15 protein-coding genes, 3 tRNA genes and 1 pseudogene are annotated in these 17,523 nt (G+C 65.2%); 8 read left to right on the top strand and 11 right to left on the bottom strand.

From position 1 onward, the window contains the following. Position 1 precedes the first annotated feature (1 nt). A complete protein-coding gene (gene prsR, locus ACLIMP_RS11980; RefSeq protein WP_185997203.1) occupies positions 2-1,378 on the top strand; it encodes a PEP-CTERM-box response regulator transcription factor in 1,377 nt (458 codons plus the stop codon). Between the two features lie 60 nt (positions 1,379-1,438). Here the strand turns inward: prsR and panB are convergent, their stop codons facing one another. Next, complete coding sequence (gene panB, locus ACLIMP_RS11975) at positions 1,439-2,308, bottom strand: 3-methyl-2-oxobutanoate hydroxymethyltransferase (protein ID WP_324695626.1); 870 nt, start codon at positions 2,306-2,308, stop codon at positions 1,439-1,441. 202 nt (positions 2,309-2,510) lie between these two features. Between panB and ACLIMP_RS11970 the strand changes: the two genes are divergently transcribed. From ACLIMP_RS11970 to ACLIMP_RS11960, 3 genes are all read left to right on the top strand, one after another. Continuing rightward, positions 2,511-4,073 (top strand): amino acid permease, encoded by a 1,563-nt coding sequence (locus tag ACLIMP_RS11970; RefSeq protein WP_054438703.1) that lies wholly within the window; start codon positions 2,511-2,513, stop codon positions 4,071-4,073. Between the two features lie 437 nt (positions 4,074-4,510). Beyond that, positions 4,511-5,230 (top strand): extensin-like domain-containing protein, encoded by a 720-nt coding sequence (locus ACLIMP_RS11965; RefSeq protein WP_324695621.1) that lies wholly within the window; start codon positions 4,511-4,513, stop codon positions 5,228-5,230. A 91-nt stretch (positions 5,231-5,321) separates the two neighbouring features. Beyond that, positions 5,322-6,233 (top strand): LysR family transcriptional regulator, encoded by a 912-nt coding sequence (locus ACLIMP_RS11960; RefSeq protein ID WP_324695620.1) that lies wholly within the window; start codon positions 5,322-5,324, stop codon positions 6,231-6,233. A gap of 62 nt (positions 6,234-6,295) precedes the next feature. Here ACLIMP_RS11960 and ACLIMP_RS11955 read toward each other — a convergent pair whose 3' ends face one another. The 5 genes from ACLIMP_RS11955 to ACLIMP_RS11935 form a co-directional block, all read right to left on the bottom strand. Continuing rightward, on the bottom strand, positions 6,296-7,129 hold the full coding sequence (locus tag ACLIMP_RS11955; protein ID WP_324695618.1) for an SDR family oxidoreductase: 834 nt from the start codon (positions 7,127-7,129) through the stop codon (positions 6,296-6,298). A gap of 202 nt (positions 7,130-7,331) precedes the next feature. Continuing rightward, positions 7,332-8,162 carry an SDR family oxidoreductase gene (locus ACLIMP_RS11950; protein ID WP_324695616.1) on the bottom strand — a complete coding sequence of 277 codons (831 nt, stop codon included), beginning with the start codon at positions 8,160-8,162 and terminating at the stop codon, positions 7,332-7,334. Positions 8,163-8,341: 179 nt separating this feature from the next. After that, on the bottom strand, positions 8,342-9,568 hold the full coding sequence (locus tag ACLIMP_RS11945) for a multidrug effflux MFS transporter (protein ID WP_324695613.1): 1,227 nt from the start codon (positions 9,566-9,568) through the stop codon (positions 8,342-8,344). Positions 9,569-9,577: 9 nt separating this feature from the next. Further along, entirely contained in the window at positions 9,578-9,988 is a 411-nt protein-coding gene (locus ACLIMP_RS11940) for a (R)-mandelonitrile lyase (RefSeq protein ID WP_054438696.1), read from the bottom strand. Positions 9,989-10,010: 22 nt separating this feature from the next. Then, positions 10,011-10,994, bottom strand: coding sequence for an aldo/keto reductase (locus ACLIMP_RS11935; RefSeq protein ID WP_054438815.1), 984 nt, complete (start codon positions 10,992-10,994; stop codon positions 10,011-10,013). Between the two features lie 136 nt (positions 10,995-11,130). On the opposite strand from ACLIMP_RS11935, the gene ACLIMP_RS11930 reads away from it, so the two are divergent. Next, a complete protein-coding gene (locus tag ACLIMP_RS11930) occupies positions 11,131-12,024 on the top strand; it encodes a LysR family transcriptional regulator (protein WP_324695609.1) in 894 nt (297 codons plus the stop codon). 283 nt (positions 12,025-12,307) lie between these two features. Here ACLIMP_RS11930 and ACLIMP_RS11925 read toward each other — a convergent pair. The 4 genes from ACLIMP_RS11925 to recJ all read right to left on the bottom strand — a co-directional run bounded on the left by ACLIMP_RS11925 (position 12,308) and on the right by recJ (position 14,537). After that, positions 12,308-12,382: transfer RNA gene (locus tag ACLIMP_RS11925), tRNA-Glu, on the bottom strand. 37 nt (positions 12,383-12,419) lie between these two features. Next, positions 12,420-12,494 (bottom strand) — tRNA-Glu (locus ACLIMP_RS11920). Between the two features lie 37 nt (positions 12,495-12,531). Then, positions 12,532-12,606 (bottom strand) — tRNA-Glu (locus ACLIMP_RS11915). 128 nt (positions 12,607-12,734) lie between these two features. Next, a complete protein-coding gene (gene recJ / locus ACLIMP_RS11910) occupies positions 12,735-14,537 on the bottom strand; it encodes a single-stranded-DNA-specific exonuclease RecJ (RefSeq protein WP_443477869.1) in 1,803 nt (600 codons plus the stop codon). Between the two features lie 80 nt (positions 14,538-14,617). Here recJ and ACLIMP_RS11905 point away from each other — a divergent pair, with 80 nt between their 5' ends. The 3 genes and pseudogenes from ACLIMP_RS11905 to ACLIMP_RS11895 all read left to right on the top strand — a co-directional run. Continuing rightward, a complete protein-coding gene (locus ACLIMP_RS11905; protein ID WP_443477868.1) occupies positions 14,618-15,091 on the top strand; it encodes a flavodoxin family protein in 474 nt (157 codons plus the stop codon). A gap of 200 nt (positions 15,092-15,291) precedes the next feature. Further along, positions 15,292-15,957: a hypothetical protein gene (locus ACLIMP_RS11900; protein WP_443477867.1), complete on the top strand. Its 666-nt coding sequence runs from the start codon at positions 15,292-15,294 to the stop codon at positions 15,955-15,957. 12 nt (positions 15,958-15,969) lie between these two features. Continuing rightward, positions 15,970-16,269 (top strand): annotated as a pseudogene (locus ACLIMP_RS11895) (AHH domain-containing protein); the annotation flags it as partial. Positions 16,270-16,496: 227 nt separating this feature from the next. Here the strand turns inward: ACLIMP_RS11895 and ACLIMP_RS11890 are convergent. Continuing rightward, a complete protein-coding gene (locus ACLIMP_RS11890) occupies positions 16,497-17,447 on the bottom strand; it encodes an NAD(P)H-dependent flavin oxidoreductase (RefSeq protein ID WP_324695602.1) in 951 nt (316 codons plus the stop codon). Positions 17,448-17,523 lie beyond the last annotated feature (76 nt).

Genomic DNA, 17,523 nt, shown 5'->3' with positions numbered 1-17,523 from the left:
GATGATCGAAACCCGACCCAAGGTGCTTCCCAAGCTCCTCATCGTGGAGGATGACGCGGGTCTCCAGGCGCAGCTCAAATGGGCCTACGAGGATTTCGACGTCATCGTCGCCGGGGACCGTCCGACCGCGCTTGCCTTGCTCCGTTCGGAAACGCCGGATGTGGTGACGCTGGATCTCGGTCTGCCGCCCGATCCCGATGGTACGACCGAGGGCTTCGCGCTGCTTGATGAGATCATGGCGCTGAAGCCGGACACCAAGGTCATCGTCGCCTCCGGTCACGGCGCCCGGGAGTCGGCGCTGCAGGCCATCGCGCATGGGGCTTACGACTTCTACCAGAAGCCGGTCGACATCGACGCCCTCGGCCTCATCGTGCGCCGGGCCTTGCAGCTTCACCGGCTCGAGGATGAAAACCGGCGTCTCGCGTCCCGGGTGGAGAAGGACGAGAAGGTGCTCGGCCGGCTCATCACCGCCGCGCCGGAAATGGTGCGCGTCGCCCGGACCATCGAGCGCGTTGCCGGCACCAATGTCTCGGTCATGCTGCTGGGTGCCAGCGGTACCGGCAAGGAACTGCTGGCGCGGGGGCTTCATGAGGCGAGCGGGCGGGCCAAGGGCCAGTTCGTGGCGATCAACTGCGCGGCGATCCCGGAAAACCTGCTCGAAAGCGAACTGTTCGGCCACGAGAAGGGCGCTTTCACCGGCGCGGTGAAGACCACGCCCGGCAAGATCGAGATGGCCGGCGGCGGCACCCTGTTCCTTGACGAAGTGGGGGACATCCCCCTCCAGCTTCAGGTCAAGCTGCTGCGCTTCCTTCAGGAGCGGGTGATCGAGCGGGTCGGCTCGCGCGAATCCATTCCGGTGGACACCCGCATCGTCTGCGCCACGCACCAGGACCTCGAAGCCATGATCGCCGAGGGGCGCTTCCGCGAGGACCTGTTCTACCGACTCGCCGAAATCGTCGTGAAGATCCCCAGCCTTGCCGAGCGTCCGGGCGATGCGGCGCTGTTGGCGAAGGCGTTTCTTCATCGCTACGCCAAGGAAATGAACCCGCGGGTGCGGGGCTTCGGTTCCGACGCTCTCGCCGCGATCGACGCCTGGGGCTGGCCTGGCAACGTGCGCGAACTGGAAAACCGGGTGAAGCGCGCCGTCATCATGGCGGACGAAAAGCTGGTCAGTGCCGCCGATCTCGACCTTGCCGCGCCGGATGAGCAGGTCATCAACGCGCTCAATCTCAAGACCGCGCGTGAGCAGGCGGACCGCAAGGTGATCCGTCACGCCCTGGCCCGTAGCGAGGGCAATATCTCCAGCACCGCCAAGATGCTCGGGATCAGCCGCCCCACGCTATACGATCTGCTCAAGCAGTACGACCTGCAAAGCTGACCGCCCACCGGGCCGAGGGCGCGAATCGGGGGCGGGAATATCGCCCCCGATTCGGTGCTGCTACTTGGGCTGGTAGGTCTGCTCGGGGCCGGGGAAGCTGCGGTGGCGCACTTCCGCTGCATATTTTGCGGCCGCTTCGGAAACGAGCCCGGCCATGTCGGCATAGCGCTTCACGAAACGCGGAACGCGGTCGAACATGCCGAGCATGTCCTCGGCAACGAGCACCTGCCCATCGCACTGCGCCGATGCGCCGATGCCGATCACGGGAATGTCGAGGCTGTGTGTCAGCGAGATCGCGATCGGTTCGATCACGCCTTCAACCACGACCGAGAACGCCCCGGCGCCGGCAACCGCCCTGCCGTCGGAGATGATCTTGGCGTGTTCTTCCTGGCTGCGTCCGCGCGCGCCGTAGCCGCCCAGCGCGTTCACCGCCTGCGGAGTGAGGCCGATATGCGCCATGACGGGGATGCCCCGCCCGGTGAGGAAGGCGATGGTTTCCGCCATGGCGACGCCGCCTTCGAGCTTGACCGCGGCGCAGCCGGTCTCGGCCATAATGCGCGCGGCGGAAGCAAAGGCCTGCTGCGGGCTTTCCTCATAGGATCCGAACGGCATGTCGACGACGACGAGCGCGTGATAGCTGCCGCGCACGACGGCCGCGCCATGCGCGATCATCATGTCGAGCGTGACAGGCAGGGTGGAGGGGAGGCCGTAGATCACCTGGGCCAGCGAATCTCCCACCAGCAGGATATCGCAATGCTCATCGAGAAGCTGGGCCTGACGGGCCGTATAGGCGGTCAGCATGACGAGCGGTTCTGCGGTCTTGCCCTCCACCTTGCGGCGCTGGATCGAGGGCACCGTCAGCCGTTTCATCGGCGCCGGCGTTGGATTTGCGCGACTTGTCGCGGTGTCTAGCTGGAAGGTCGTGGACATGAAAATGCTTCTAGCGCGGGGTTGGAAGATGCGCAAAAGCGCATTTTCGTTACGGAAGGCCGGAACAAGGTAACCGCAGGGGCGTATTGGGCCCCTCGACTGGGCCAATTACCGTAAAGCTGGGGAACCAATGGCGTTAAGGCTTGCCATGTCATCGCAGCCCGCTAGCGTCGCGCCATACTAAAATTCGGGGGTCCACCGCATGTTCGGACGCGTAAAGCCGCTCGACGCCATTCTGGCGACGGCGGAAAAGAAATCACTTCACAGGTCGCTCGGGCCTGTCCAGCTCACGCTGCTGGGCGTCGGCGCCATCATTGGTACGGGTATTTTCGTTCTCACTGCCGCCGCGGCCCAGAAAGCCGGGCCGGGCATGATGTGGAGCTTCATGATCGCGGGCTTCGTCTGCGCGGTCGCGGCGCTCTGCTACTCGGAACTGGCCTCGATGGTGCCGGTTTCGGGCTCCGCCTATACATATAGCTATGCCGTCGTCGGCGAACTGCTGGCCTGGATGGTCGGTTGGGCGCTGATCCTGGAATATGCCGTTGCCGCCTCTGCCGTTTCAGTGGGTTGGTCCGGCTACTTCATGGGGCTTCTCAAGAGTCTCACCGGGTTCGAGCTACCGGCCCTGTTATCCGCCGGGCCAAGCTGGTCGCTTAGCGGCATCGATTTCAGCCACGGCATCATCAACGTTCCCGCCATCTTCGTGGCGCTGGCCGTTACCGCGCTGCTGGTCATCGGCACCAAGGAAAGCGCCACCGTCAACGCAATCCTGGTCGCCATCAAGGTTGCCGCGCTGACCATGTTCATCGCGCTGACCCTGCCGGCCATGAATTCGGAGCATTTCGCGCCGTTCACGCCCAATGGCTGGTTCGGCCCGGCCGGAACCAGCGGGCTCGGGGTCGTGGGTGCAGCGGCATCGATCTTCTTCGCCTATGTCGGCTTTGACGCGGTTTCCACCGCGGCCGAAGAAACCAAGAACCCGCAGCGCAATGTCCCGATCGGCCTGATCGGCAGCCTTGCGATCTGCACCGTGTTCTACCTGCTCGTCGCCGCCGGTGCGGTTGGCGCCGTCGGTGCCCAGCCGACAGCGCTCGGCGTGCAGCCGGGTTCGCCCGAATTCGCCGCCCAGTGCGCCGCGCTCTCCAAGCAGGGCTCGCTGCCGCTGGTCTGCTCGAACGAGGCGCTGGCCCACGTTCTGCGTTCGATCAACTACACGAGGGCGGGCGATCTCATCGGCCTGGCCGCCAACCTTGCGCTGCCCTCGGTCATCCTGATGATGCTTTACGGCCAGACCCGCATCTTCTTCGTGATGGCGCGCGATGGCCTGCTTCCCGAGAAGCTGGCGACCGTTCATCCCAAGTGGAAGACGCCGCATATCGTCACCATGATTACCGGCGTCTTCGTGGCGATTGCCGCCGCGCTGCTGCCGGTCGGCCAGCTTGCCGACATCTCGAACTCGGGCACGCTCTTCGCGTTCCTGATGGTGTCGATCGCCGTGCTGATCCTGCGCGTGCGCGATCCCAAGCGCCACCGTCCGTTCCGCACCCCGCTGGTGTGGATCGTGTCGCCGGTGGCGATCATCGGCTGCGTCCTGCTGTTCTTCAACCTGCCGGTCGAAGCCATGCTGGTCCTGCCGATCTGGGGCGGGATCGGTCTCGTCGTCTATTTCGCCTATGGCTACCGCAAGAGCCATGTCGGTCGTGGTCTCATCGAGACCCACGAAGCGGACTTCGACGCGCCGCCGCAGCCCTTGCCGCCGATCTGACGATTGGGCGACATGCTGACAACGGGAAAGGGGAGCCATCGGCTCCCCTTTTTCATTTGCGCGGCGGGAATCTCGTCCCCAGGATTTCCCCGCTCTATCCACCGATTTTCCACAGCCTTGCCCAGGCAGGCTTGGTAGGAGCAAATTTACGAATGGGGGCTAGAATTGCCACAGTCTTATCCAAAAACCGGGCAATGCTATGTCGGCCATCAAAGCGCTCATCCCAGGGTTCCTGCTGACCTGGGTGGTATCACTGGTCATCGGCTCCCAGGGATCGAGCGGAGGGATGCTCGCGATCACCCATACCTTCTACCAGGGGCACGAGCTCTACTGGTCCTGGCCGCTGTTCTGCGGGGCTACCGCATTGGCCTGGGCGCTGTTCTCGCTCATGGAGTGATGGCGCGGAGCCGGGCGCTGGCCCGCGCGTTGCAGCAGCGATGACATTTCCAATCGGCCGCATAGCCGTATCCCTGGTCCTGCTGGGCGGCGTAGTGCTGGCGGGGAGAAGCTGGCTGTATGCGCATCCCGGCTACGACCCTTGGGCGCCGCTGACGCTGAACGAGCAGCCGGGCTGGGCGACCCCGCACAAGTTCGCGAGCCTGCGCGGCGACCGCGACACCTGCCGCGCCTTCCTGGATCGCAGCGGAATCGCCAAGGAGGCGCTGGCGCCTGTGGGCAAGGACCAGTGCCGCCGGGACGATCGAAAGCGCCTTGCGGCGCCTCAGGCGGCCGGAGTGAGCCTCTCTCCCGGCCGTGTGGAGGCGACATGCGCCGTGGATGCCGGACTGGCCTGGTGGCTGCGCCACGGCGTCCAGCCACAGGCTGAGGCGCTGCTGGGCAGCCCGGTGGTGCGCATCGAACAACTCGGCACGTACAACTGCCGCCGGATCGGCAATGGCGACAAGGGGACATGGAGCGAGCACGCCACCGGCAATGCCATCGACGTGTCGGCTTTCGTGCTGGAGGACGGCCGGCGCATCACGGTGCGAGGAGACTGGAAAGGCCAGGCGGAGGCAGCGGCATTTCTTCACGCCGTTCGGGATTCGGCCTGCGAAAGTTTCTCGACCGTGCTCTCGCCGGACTACAACGCAGCCCATGCCGACCATCTGCATCTCGATCAGGCGCGAAGGACCGCAGGTTGGCGCGCATGCCGCTGATGCGGGGAGCTCGTCGCGGTAGCATCGTGGCCGCAGGCGAAGCGGCCGCGGGACTGGGCAGGGCGGTGTTCTTTGCGCTATCCCGTTGCCTATGCTCACTGACGAACTTGCCGACCTTGCCGTGTTTCTTGCCGTTGCTGAAGCGCGCAGCTTCACGCGTGCGGCGGCGCGCCTTGGCCGCTCGCAATCCGCGCTCAGCCAGACGGTGCGCCGACTTGAGGAGCGGTTGCAATTGCCGCTTCTTACCCGGACGACACGAAGCGTCGCGCCGACATCGATAGGTGAACAACTGCTCGAAGCGCTGAGGCCTGCGTTTTGCGGTATAGAAGAGCGGTTGGCCGCTCTCGGGGAAATGCGCGAACGGCCGGCCGGCGGGCTGCGGCTGACCGCCGGCCGGCATGCGGCGGAAACTGTGCTGTGGCCAGCCGTGCTGAGGCTTACCGAGCGCTATCCGGACATTCAGGTCGAAGTTTCGCTGAGCAGCGCGCTTGTCGATATCGTTTCGGAGCAGTTCGACGCTGGCGTCCGGCTTGGCGAGCAGATCGCCAAGGATATGATCGCTGCCCGCATCGGCCCGGATCTGCGGATGGCCGTGGTTGCCGCGCCTGCCTATTTCGAGCGGTACGGCAAGCCCGAGGCACCCCACGATCTCACCGGCTTTCGTTGCGGCAATATCCGCCTGCCAACTGCAGGGGGCGTCTATATCTGGGAGTTCGAAAAGGCGGGACGGCCGCTCAACGTTCACGTCAACGGTCCGGTTACCGTCGATGACATGGACCTCCTTGTCACGGCAGCGCTTCATGGAGAGGTCATGATCATGGTCATGGAGGACATGGTCACCCCGTTCATGGCGCAAGGCAGGCTGGAACGGGTGCTGGACGACTGGTGCGCCCCGTTCGCGGGCTACCACCTCTACTATTCCAGCCGCCGCCACGCCTCATCGGCCTTCGTGGCACTTCTTGAGGAATTGCGACGCGGATACCGGGGCATCAATGTTCGCTGATTGATGCCCCGGTCGGCCACTGCTCCTCGTTTCTATGACCGGGGTGCCCGAACGCCGTACCTTCAGCCCGGCGTTGGAAGCTTTCCGGCCCTCATCGCGGCGATGACGCCGCCATCGATGAGAAGGTCACTGCCCGTAATAAAACCTGCGGTGGGACCGAGCAGGAAGGCGGCCGCTTCCGCGATCTCTTCGGGCGGAGCCATGCGCTTCGAGGGCGATGCCTCGACCATTGCGCGAAATATGTCGCCGATTTCCGATTCCAGTTCGTGGCGGCCAAGCGGGGTCACGATGACACCCGGGCTGATCGCGTTGACCCGCGCGCCGCGTTCGCCCCAGTTTATCGCCTCTGCCTGGACCCGAAGGAAGTTCGCACGCTTGGCGAACATGTAGGCGACCAGTGTGTTGGGGATCGCATCGTCCTGAAGGCATGGCAGCGCCAGCAGTTCGTCGGCGGGCGTATAGGCCAGTGCCTTTTCATCCTCTTCGGGGAGCTGGCGCATCATGTGCCCGGCCATGCTCGAGATGAGAACGGTGGCGCCGCCCTGCGCGATGACTTTTCCGAACTCTTCCAGCACAACCGCCGAACCGTAAAGGTCGACCTTCAGGATCTGGGCTACGGGGGCCATGTTGGGGGAGAGGCCGGCGGTGTTGATCACCTGCATGACCGGCCCGAGCGAGGCGGCCTTTTCGGCCAGAGCGCGAACCGAATCGCGCGACCCGACGTCGACTGGCTGGGTTTCGACCACGTAACCGCCATCGCGCATGGCCTTGGCCGCCGCATCCAGGACTCCTTGGTCGAAATCCGCCAGCAGGACGACTTTGCCAAAACCCTGCCGCTTGGCGATCGCAAGGCCGATCCCGCCCGAACCGATCACCACCACTATGTCCTTCGTCATCTTCATACCTTTCCCGGCTCACGCCGTGTCGTTGGATCGGCTGAAGGATACGGGCTGTCGTGACCCTCGATTAGACGCTTAAATGTAGATAGGTTCATTATCTGGGATTATAAATCGTGGGCAATCGGGGATACCGTCTAGGCATCCCCTTGCTGTCCGCGCGCGGCAGGAACGATAGTCACGGGAGCCACGGGCCGATGGGTCACTCCGGCTGAAGCGCCCCGTAGAACCACGAGGCGGTAACACCGCCATCGATGAGGAAATCCGCGCCGTTGATGAAGGCGCCCTCCGGCCCCATCATCAGGGCGGCGAGCGCGGCGATTTCGTCCGGCGTTCCGGCACGCCCGGCGGGTGAGCCGTCGATCATGCGCTGGTAACCGCCTGCGCGCGGGCCGGACAGTTCATCGCGGGCGAGCGGGGTCATGACGATGCCGGGGCTGATCGAATTGACCCGTGCACCGCGTGCAGCCCAGCGCGTGGCCGCTTCGGCCCTGACGCGCAGGGCGTTGCAGCGCTTCGAATACTGGTAGGCGAGCAGCGGATCGGTGATACGGTCGCTCTGCAGCATAGGTAGCGCCAGCAGGTCTTCGACCGGGGTGGTCGCCAGCAGGCGGTCTTCCTCGGGCGTGAGTGCAGGCAGGCGATGGCCGGACTGCGAGGCGACGACGATGCCGCTGCCACCCCTGGCCATCACATCGCCGAACAGTTCGAGTACCAGCGCCGATCCATAGAGATCGACCGCAAGGATCTTTTCGGCAGGCGCCTGCGAGGGGGACAGACCTGCTGCGATGATGACGCCGCTGACATCGCCAAGCGCCGTAGCCTGACCGACCAGTGCCTCTACCGAGGTGCGGGAGGAAATGTCCACAGCGGCCGTGCTCGTCTCGAATCCGGCATCGGCCATGACCTTGGCTGCGGCCGCGACCGGTTCCTCGTGCAAGTCCGCCAGCAGCACACGCTTGCCCGTGCTGATGCGCCGGGCGATGGCGATGCCGATCGAACCGGCACCGATGACAACTACGACTTCGGTCATTGGCATATCCTTTCCAGCAGTGTGCAGAAGCTTTCGCGCACGAGGCTTCCGGCCTTTTTCGCAAATCCTGGTGCGACCCCGGCGGTGTCGAACATTGTCATGCCCGGTTCGTGGGCACCGCGAATGACGCGGACCGGTTCGGCTTCTTCGGGCGATGATCCGCTCTATCCGTCATGCTTTCATAACCCGGAGTGATGAGTGCGCAGACCTGCCAGACAGGCAAGGCTGGCAAGCGCGGTGACCAGAATGACGGTCCCCATCGGCTCTGGCGTGCCGTTGGCGAAGGCGCCGATCAGCGCGGAACTGAAGATGCCGCTGCCATACTGAACCGCGCCGACCAGCGCCGAGGCGGCACCGGCTCCCTGCGGCGCTTCCTCAAGCACGCCGGCGATGGAATTGGCGACGATCAGCCCGGTGGCCGAGATATAGAGGAACAGCGCCAGGACCAGGCCGGGAAGGCCGCCCATGTCCGTCCACGTCGTTACCGCGATCAGCAGGGCGCTCACCGTAGCCCAGACGATCCCGGCCTTGAGCATCGTATCGACGCCGAAGCGATGAACCAGCCGGGCATTGATCATGTTCGAACCCATGATACCGACGATGCCCAGCCCGAACAGCAGCCCGTAATACTGCGGCGGCAGACCGTGATAGGTGATGTAAGCGAAGGGCGAACCCGCGACATAGGCGAACATCCCGCCGTAGAAGAAGGCACCCGCCCCGATATAGGCCAGGGCGCGGCGATTGCGCAGCAGGGCGACGTAGCGGGCGATAGCCTCGCCTGCGCCGATGCGGTGGCGGCGTTTGGGCGGCAGCGTTTCGGGCAGGGTGGTCAGCAGCGCCAGCGTGACCATGCCGACCCCCACCAGCACCCAGAAGATCGCGCGCCAACCCATGACGAGCAGCACTTGTCCGCCTACCAGTGGGCCGATCAGCGGCGCGATCGCCATGACCGTCATCAGGGTGGACATCATGCTCGCCGCGCGCGGGCCCTGATAGAGATCGCGCACCATGGCCCGGCCCAGCACGACACCGGCAGAGGCGCCCGCCGCCTGCACCACGCGTGCTGCGATCACCCACCAGATGCCGGTCGCCATCGCGCATCCGGCAGAGCCGAGCACGAACAGCGCGATGCCGGTGGCGACAGGAAGCCTGCGTCCGAAACGGTCGCCCACCGGCCCCCAGAACAATTGTCCCAGCGCGAAGCCGATGAGGTATCCGGAAACGGTCCACTCCGCAGTGCCCATGTCCGCGCCGAGTGCGTGCGACATCGTCGGCATGCCGGGCAGGTAGATGTCGGTGGAGATCGAGGCGAAACCCATCAGCAGGCAGAGAATGCCGAGGACGCGCCAACCGTGGCCGCCGTCCTCTCCCGCGGAAAGGACGGTCGGCGCCGTAGTACCGGTCATGTCCCGGGTCTATTCCTTTGCCGGGCCGGCGAGATATTGCTCGTCGGTGACATGTTCGAGCCAGTCGACCGCGCGGCCGTCCAGCATTTCGGCAATGGCTACGTGCGTCATCGCCGTTGTCGGCGTGGCGCCGTGCCAGTGCTTGTGACCCGGCGGGCACCAGACGACGTCTCCGGCGCGGATCAGGACGATGTCCTCGCCTTCGCACTGGGTCCAGCCGCAGCCCGAAGTGACGAGCAGCGTCTGGCCGAGCGGATGGGTGTGCCACGCGGTGCGCGCGCCCGGTTCGAAAGTCACGATAGCGCCCCCGGCGCGTGCGGGTGCTTCGCCCTGAAACGGGCTGTCGATGCGCACGTTGCCGGTGAACCAGTCGGCCGGGCCCTTGATCGAGGGCTGGGTGCCATTGCGGATGAGTTTCATGGGGATGTCCTTCGTATCGGAATTAGCGGCCGACCCGGCCCGCGATCGATGCCGGATAGCGCGCGCCCTGCGCCGGGAAGGCGGCAAGCGCTTCGCCAATCACGGTAAGGTCGGCTGCACTCAGCTCGATCTGCGCGGCCTCGAGGTTTTCGTTCAGGCGGTGCAGCTTGGTGGTGCCGGGAATAGGGACGATCCAGGGCTTCTGGGCGAGCAGCCAGGCAATCGCGATCTGCGCCGGAGTGGCGCCGCGATCTAGCGCGATGGTCTTCAGGCGAGCAACGAGCGCTTCGTTGGCCTTGCGGTTTTCCTCCTCGAAGCGCGGGACGACATTGCGGAAATCGCCCTCGCCAAAGGTGGTATCGGCAGTGATCGCGCCGGTCAGGAACCCCTTGCCGAGCGGGCTGAACGGTACGAAACCGATACCCAGTTCCTCGCAGAGCGGCAGTATTTCCGCCTCGGGTTCACGCCACCACATCGAATATTCGCTCTGGAGCGCGGCAACGGGCTGCACCGTATGGGCGCGGCGCAGCGAATCCACGCCCGCCTCGGACATGCCGAAATGGCGCACCTTACCCTCGGCGATCAGGTCGCGAACGGTGCCCGCCACATCCTCGACCGGGACGGCGGGATCGACGCGGTGCTGGTAGAGCAGGTCGATATGATCGGTTCCCAGACGCTTCAGCGAGGCCTCTGTTACTGCCCGGATCGTTTCGGGACGGCTGTCCAGCCCTTCCATCGGTTTGCCGCCCACAAAGCCGAACTTGGTGGCGATCACCACGGAATCGCGCACATCGGCCAGCGCCCGGCCGAGCAGTTCCTCGTTGGCGTAGGGGCCGTAGGCTTCCGCGGTATCGAAGAACGTCACGCCCTTGTCGAAAGCGGCGCGGATCAGCGCGATGCCGTCGGCTTCCGATACCGGCGGGCCATATCCGTAGCTGAGCCCCATGCAGCCGAGGCCGATAGCCGAGACTTCGAGGCCGCTCTTGCCGAGTTCGCGTTTCTGCATGGGTATCTCCTTGATGCTCCATCGCCGCCGGGCCTGCTTCGGCCGGGCCAGCTTGGTGGATGCCACGAAGATACGTTGCGAGTGGTCCCATGATTAGTGCATCGTTGCCGCATGCAGCTATCGATATGAGTCATCAATGAAGCGCGACGAACTCAACGACCTGAATGCCTTCATAGCCATAGCCGACGAGCGCAGCTTCACGCGGGCGGCGGCCAAGATGGGTATTTCGCAATCGGCGCTGAGCCACAAGATCAGGCGGCTGGAGGCACGGCTTGGCGTGCGCCTGCTCTCACGAACCACCCGCAGTGTTTCGCCGACGGATGTGGGGGAGCGGCTGCTCGCCGGGATCGCGCCGGCTTTCGCGCAGATCGAGGATCAACTCGACCTGCTGGGCGAACTGCGTGAGAAACCGGCGGGGCTGATCCGCATTACCGCACCCGGTCACGCCACGCGGACAGTGCTCTGGCCCGCAGTGACGAAACTGATGCGCGACTATCCCGAGGTCGAGATCGAACTGAGCGTGGATTCGGGGCTGCGCGATATTGTCGAGGACAAGTTCGATGCCGGGGTGCGTCTTGGCGAACAAGTGGCGCGCGACATGATCGCGGTGCGGATCGGCCCAGAACTGCGCATGGCCGCGGTTGCATCCCCGGACTATCTGCAGGCCCACGGCACACCGCGGGTGCCCCAGGACCTTGCCGCGCATCGGTGCGTCAATTTGCGCATGACGACGGCCGGTGGCCTCTATGCCTGGGAATTCGAGAAGGACGGCCGTGAACTCAACGTCCGCGTAGAGGGGCAGTTTACCTCCAACAATGTCGATGTGATCATCGATGCCGCGATCGGCGGGTTCGGACTGGCGTTCGTCCCTGACGATTATGTGCAGGATGCGGTCGACCGGGGCCAACTCGTGCGCGTGCTGGAAAACTGGTGCGAGCCGTTTGCCGGCTACCACCTCTACTATCCGAGCCGCCGGCAGCCCAAGCCCGCCTTTGCCCTGCTGATCGAGGCATTGCGCTATCGAGCCTGACAGGTCCGGCGTCTGGCTGTGTTCGATGCGGACCGATCAAGATGTCCCAAATCCCTAATTCCAGACTGGGACTTGCGCAGAGTTCCACGAACCGCCGAATTGTAGAACAGGGCTCTCGATCCCGGCCATGCCGGCGAGCAGAACCTTGCCGAGAAAAAATGAGCCATCGGAATCATCCGGCATGTCCGCCGGCGGCAGGCGTTATCCGCGCCGGGATATTGGCGCCATCCTGGATGCGGGCGTATTTTCGACGAGGGGAGGCAAGCCAGATGCCTGAAAATTCTGGTGACCCCTACGGGAATCGAACCCGTGTTTCAGCCGTGAGAGGGCCGCGTCCTAACCGCTAGACGAAGGGGCCGTTGAGCCAGAATGACCTGCCCGATGGCAGGTGTAAATGGTGACCCCTACGGGAATCGAACCCGTGTTTCAGCCGTGAAAGGGCCGCGTCCTAACCGCTAGACGAAGGGGCCGTTAAGCCATTTAATCTGCCAACACGCACCATCGGAATGGTGACCCCTACGGGAATCGAACCCGTGTTTCAGCCGTGAAAGGGCCGCGTCCTAACCGCTAGACGAAGGGGCCGTACCGGGTTGCGCCGGAGGCAGGACCGGCCCTCTAGCGGCGGTCCCAATGGGGGTCAACCCCCTCATTGCGAATAATTTGAACTCCTTGTGACACTTCCTGCCAGGGTCCTCGAAAACGGGCGGATTTCAGTCCGCGAAAGCGGCATCGTCGATGTGAAGTTCGGCCTGGGGGCGGCTGCCCCAGTCGTCGATCTTGGCCCGTCCTGCGAGCCAGAGACGGCGTCCCTGCGACGCGTGAAGCAGCGCCTGTCCCATTTCGGTCTCGGCAGAGCGGAAGGCCATCGCCTTGAACCGCCCGCCGTCCTGTCCGCCAACGATCAGGCGAACGTGATCGGCGCCAACCGTGTCGGCCTTGATGATGTGTACAGGGCCCACGGCTACGCGCGGGCCGGGCCAGCCCATGCCGAACGGCCCGGCGCTCTCCAGCGTCTCCACCAGCGCCGGGGTGAGCCCTCCGGGAGCCAGCGCGAGGTCGAGCAGCATCGACTGGTTGGCGCTCGCCCGCGAAACATCGGCAGCCAGCAGCGAATCGAGCAATTCCGACAGCGCGTCCAGCTTGTCCGGTGCGATCGTGAGGCCTGCGGCCATGGCGTGGCCGCCACCTGCCACCAGAAGCCCGGCCTCGCGCGCGGCGATGATTGCCGCGCCAAGGTCCACGCCGGGGATCGAGCGGCCCGATCCCTTGCCGTTGCCCGCCTCATCGGCGTCCATGGCGATCACCAGGGTGGGCTTGCCGGTCTTCTCCTTGATCCGCCCGGCGACGATGCCGATCACGCCGGGATGCCAGCCGGCCCCGGAAACGATGATCACTGCCCGGTTGTGCTGGCGTTCGAGCTGCGCCTCGGCGGCTTCCTGCACGACTTGCTCGATCCCGCGCCGCTCGTCGTTCAGGCGGGAAAGCTGGGCCGCGATCTCGCGCGCCTCGTCGGGATTGGTGGTGGTCAGCAGGCGCACGCCGAGGGTCGATTCTCCCACCCGGCCGCCCGCATTGATCCGGGGGCCGAGCGCGAAGCCGAGGTCGGAGCATGTCGGTGCCCGGCTGAGGCGGCTCGCGTCGATCAGGGCCGACATCCCGATATTCTCGCGCTTGGCCATGATCTTGAGTCCCTGCGCCACCAGCGCGCGGTTGAGGCCGTGGAGCGCGGCGACGTCGGCCACGGTGCCCAGGGCCACGAGGTCGAGCAGGGCGAAGAGGTCGGGCTCGCGGCGCCCTTCGAAGAAGCCGCGCTGCCGCAGGGTGCGCACGATGGCGACGGCGAGGAGGAAGGCTACGCCCACGGCGGCGAGATGACCGTGGCCTGCCGCCAGTTCGCTCTCGTCGAGCCGGTTGGGATTGACCAGTGCGGCGGCGCGGGGAAGCACGGGCGCACACTTGTGGTGGTCCACCACGATCACGTCGACGCCCGCACCGTGCGCCATTTCCAGCGCCTCGTAAGCCATGGCGCCGCAGTCCACGGTCACGATCAGGCTGGAGCCTTCCGCCGCGATCCGCACGAGTGCCTCTCCGCTGGGGCCATAGCCTTCGAGCAGCCGGTCGGGGATGTAATATTTCGCTTCGTGGCCGAGCTGGCGCAGGAGCAGGATCAGCAGTGCTGCGCTGGTGGCGCCGTCGACGTCGTAATCGCCGTAGACGGTCACCGTCTCGTTGCTCATCACCGCCTGCGCCACGCGCTCGGCGGCGGCATCCATGTCGCGGAATTCGGATGGGTCGGGCAGGAAGGCGCGCAGCGAAGGGGTGCGGTGGCGCTCCAGATCCTCACGCGGGACACCACGCGAAAGCAGGATCTGGGTGACGATGTCGTCCTCCAGCCCGCCCGGGAAGCCGGAGGAGGAATCCGAAATGTCCATGTTGCCACCTCGCCAGCGCCAGGATTTGCCGGTGAGGGAACGATCTATGCCGAGTACGGAAGGAACGGGTCGCGAAGCCATGCGGACCCGGTTAGACTAACAGCAGGGGCGCGGGAAGGCCGGCGGTTCGATAGTAAGTCGATCGGGACAGGAGAAGGTGCATGCTGGCGATAATCTGGCACAGCCGCACGGGCGCTTCGCGGGCGATGGCTGCGGCGATCGCGCAGGGTGGAGGCGATGGAGCCGTGCTGATCACGGCGGCCGAGGCGATGCCTGCGATCCTGCTGGGGGCCAAGGGCTATGTCTTCGTTTGCCCGGAAAACCTCGGCAGCATGTCCGGGCAGATGAAGGAAATGTTCGACCGCTGCTACTACCCGATATTGGGCCGGGTCGAGGGGCGGCCCTATGCAACCGCGATTTCCGCCGGATCGGACGGGGTTGGCGCGCAGACCCAGATCGACCGAATCGTCACCGGATGGCGGCTGAAGCGCGTGGCCGAGCCGCTGATCGTGAACCTCGAGGCGCAGACACCCGAACGTATCCGCGCGGAGAAGACCGTGCCGGAAGCGCGCCTACAGGCCTGCCGCGATCTCGGAGCGGCCTTTGCCGAAGGCCTGCAACTCGGCATTTTCTGAAGATTGAACCGAACTGGTTGCACAAAGGACAAACGGGGCTCGACGTGCCGGACGAATTCGTGCCTAGTGGACGGGTGAGAACGCACGTCTCGGAGAATCTGGCTCTGCCCGGCAACTTGCTGCGTGAAAATGCGCCGCGCAACGGCGTGTCATTGCTGTTTCCCGCAGGGTTGCGGCCTTCCGCCGATAGAATAGCGGATTTGCTCGAAACGGCGGAGTCCGGCGGGGTAGCCGCCCGCGTCAGCTTTCGCCCACCCCCGGACGAAGGCTGGCTGGAACTGCTTTCCAGCGGGTTGACGTTCGATCTTCTGGGCCTGTCTCCCGCAGGCGCGGCTGCTGCGGTCGAGGCGCCGCACAGCTATGGTTTCGATGACATTCAGGCGCCCTGCGCGCTCGAAGCCGTGGACCTCGTGCCCGGCGGCCATATCGCTGGCGGCGCCGGATTGCTTCCGGTCGTGCGGACGCAGGTGGGTATCGCGGCGGCTTTGGCGCTTGAACTGCCGGTGGCTGCGGTCGCCTGGCAGTCTGCCGGCACGCTGATGGAGCCGCGCTATTTTGCGCGCGTCGTGATGAACTGGCTGGCCGGCGGGGCCTTCCCTGCGCTGGGGCTGACGGCGCTGGCTGCTGGCAGTGACGGAAGCATCGCAACGAAAGGGCTCTCCCGGTTCATCGGGCAGGAGATGCAACTAGAGGCGCGGGACGGGGAGCCGCCGGCTGATGCCATCAAGCTGGCGATCCGGGTGGTTGATTATCTGGTCCGCAATGGCCGCCTGACCGAACCGCGCGAGATCGAAGCGCCGGGCGGGAACCTGTTGGCCGAACCTTCGCAAGTGGGGCGGCAGATCTGGGTCTGGCGCGGCGGCTGACGGCGCGCGCTTCTGGGACAGTTCATTCCTTTCCGTGCGGTCAACCGCAAGGGGCTGCCTGACTATGACGCGGGGCTGCAACGCCACCACCTGCTGCCGAGACAGGTCCTTGTTCGCGGGGTTTTTTCGCCGATGTTCGGGGCGCTGGGCGAACGCAGGCGCTTCGCGGACTTTCGGGAGAACGGGTTGCTGCTGCCCTGTGATGAGCGGGCCGCACTGCGCATGGGCCTTCCGCTCCATCGGGGGCCGCACCGGCGCTACACCGAACTGGTGATAGAGCGGGTAGGGCTGATCGAGGCGGACTGGACGGTGCAGCGCCTGCGCGATCCGCGCGGCGCTGCAGTGCGTGCAACGATGAGGCTCGGGTTGTTGCGGCGGGCCTTGCGGCGCCTTCTGCTGGAGGACGGCAGGCGCAAGCCGCTGCTGAACCGGCACGATCCGCTGGGGCAGGGGGTGGACTTCTCCGAACTGGACGCGATGGCGGAGCGCCTGTGGAGCGGGACCGGCAGCGTGCTTGCCCCGCTCACAAACGATGACGTTCAGCCGATGCCCGCCCGGCCGCGCAGTTCTTCCTTCGCCGCACGGTACTGCGCGAGTAGTTCCTCGACCCGCGAAGAGACCGGTTCAACCGCCGAAATCGCGCCGATGCCCTGTCCCGATCCCCAGATGTCCTTCCAGGCCTTGGCCGCGGTATTGCCGCCCGAGCCGAAATCCATCTGGTTCTTGTCGCCCTCGGCAAGGTTGTCCGGGTCGAGCCCGGCCGCGATGATCGAGGGGCGCAGGTAATTGCCGTGAACGCCGGTGAACAGGCTGGAATAGACGATGTCCGCCGCGCTGCCCTCGACGATGGCCTGCTTGTAGCCTTCGATGGCGTTGGCTTCGGTGGTGGCGATGAAGGGCGTGCCGATATAGGCGAAGTCAGCGCCCATGGCCTGCGCCGCCAGGATCGAACGTCCGCAGGCGATTGCGCCGGACAGGGCCAGCGGTCCATCGAACCATGCGCGGATTTCCTGCATCAGTGCGAAAGGCGATTGCGGCCCGGCATGGCCACCGGCGCCCGCCGCGACCGCGATCAGCCCGTCGGCGCCTTTCTCCACCGCCTTGCGGGCGAAGCGATCGCTGATGACGTCGTGAAGCACCATTCCGCCCCATGAATGGACCGCGGCGTTCACTTCGGAAATTGCGCCAAGCGAAGTGATGACGAGCGGAACTTTATGCTTTTCCAGCACCTTGAGGTCCTCCTCAAGCCGGTTATTGCTTTTGTGGACGATCAGGTTGACTGCGAAAGGCGCCTCGCAACCTGCTGTTTTTTCTGAAATCTCATGAAGCCATTCGTCAAGCTGACTGGCCGGACGGGCATTGAGCGCGGGAAAGCTGCCGACGATCCCCGAGCGGACCTGCGCGACGACCAGTTCGGGGTTCGATACGATGAACATCGGGGCCGCGATCACGGGAAGGCGCAAGTTCGCGAAAGGCGCAGGCAGGGTCATGTGCGGTCCGTTTAAGTGGTCGATTAAACGGACATAGAGAGGCGCGGCGCGCCTGTCGAGAGGGGCGCCATACCGC

It is taken from the genome of Novosphingobium aeonii, from assembly GCF_052279045.1.
Taxonomy (GTDB): Bacteria; Pseudomonadota; Alphaproteobacteria; order Sphingomonadales; family Sphingomonadaceae; genus Novosphingobium.
The sequence above is the reverse complement of the archived record's forward strand: the minus strand, read 5'-3'. Positions and strand labels throughout refer to the sequence as shown.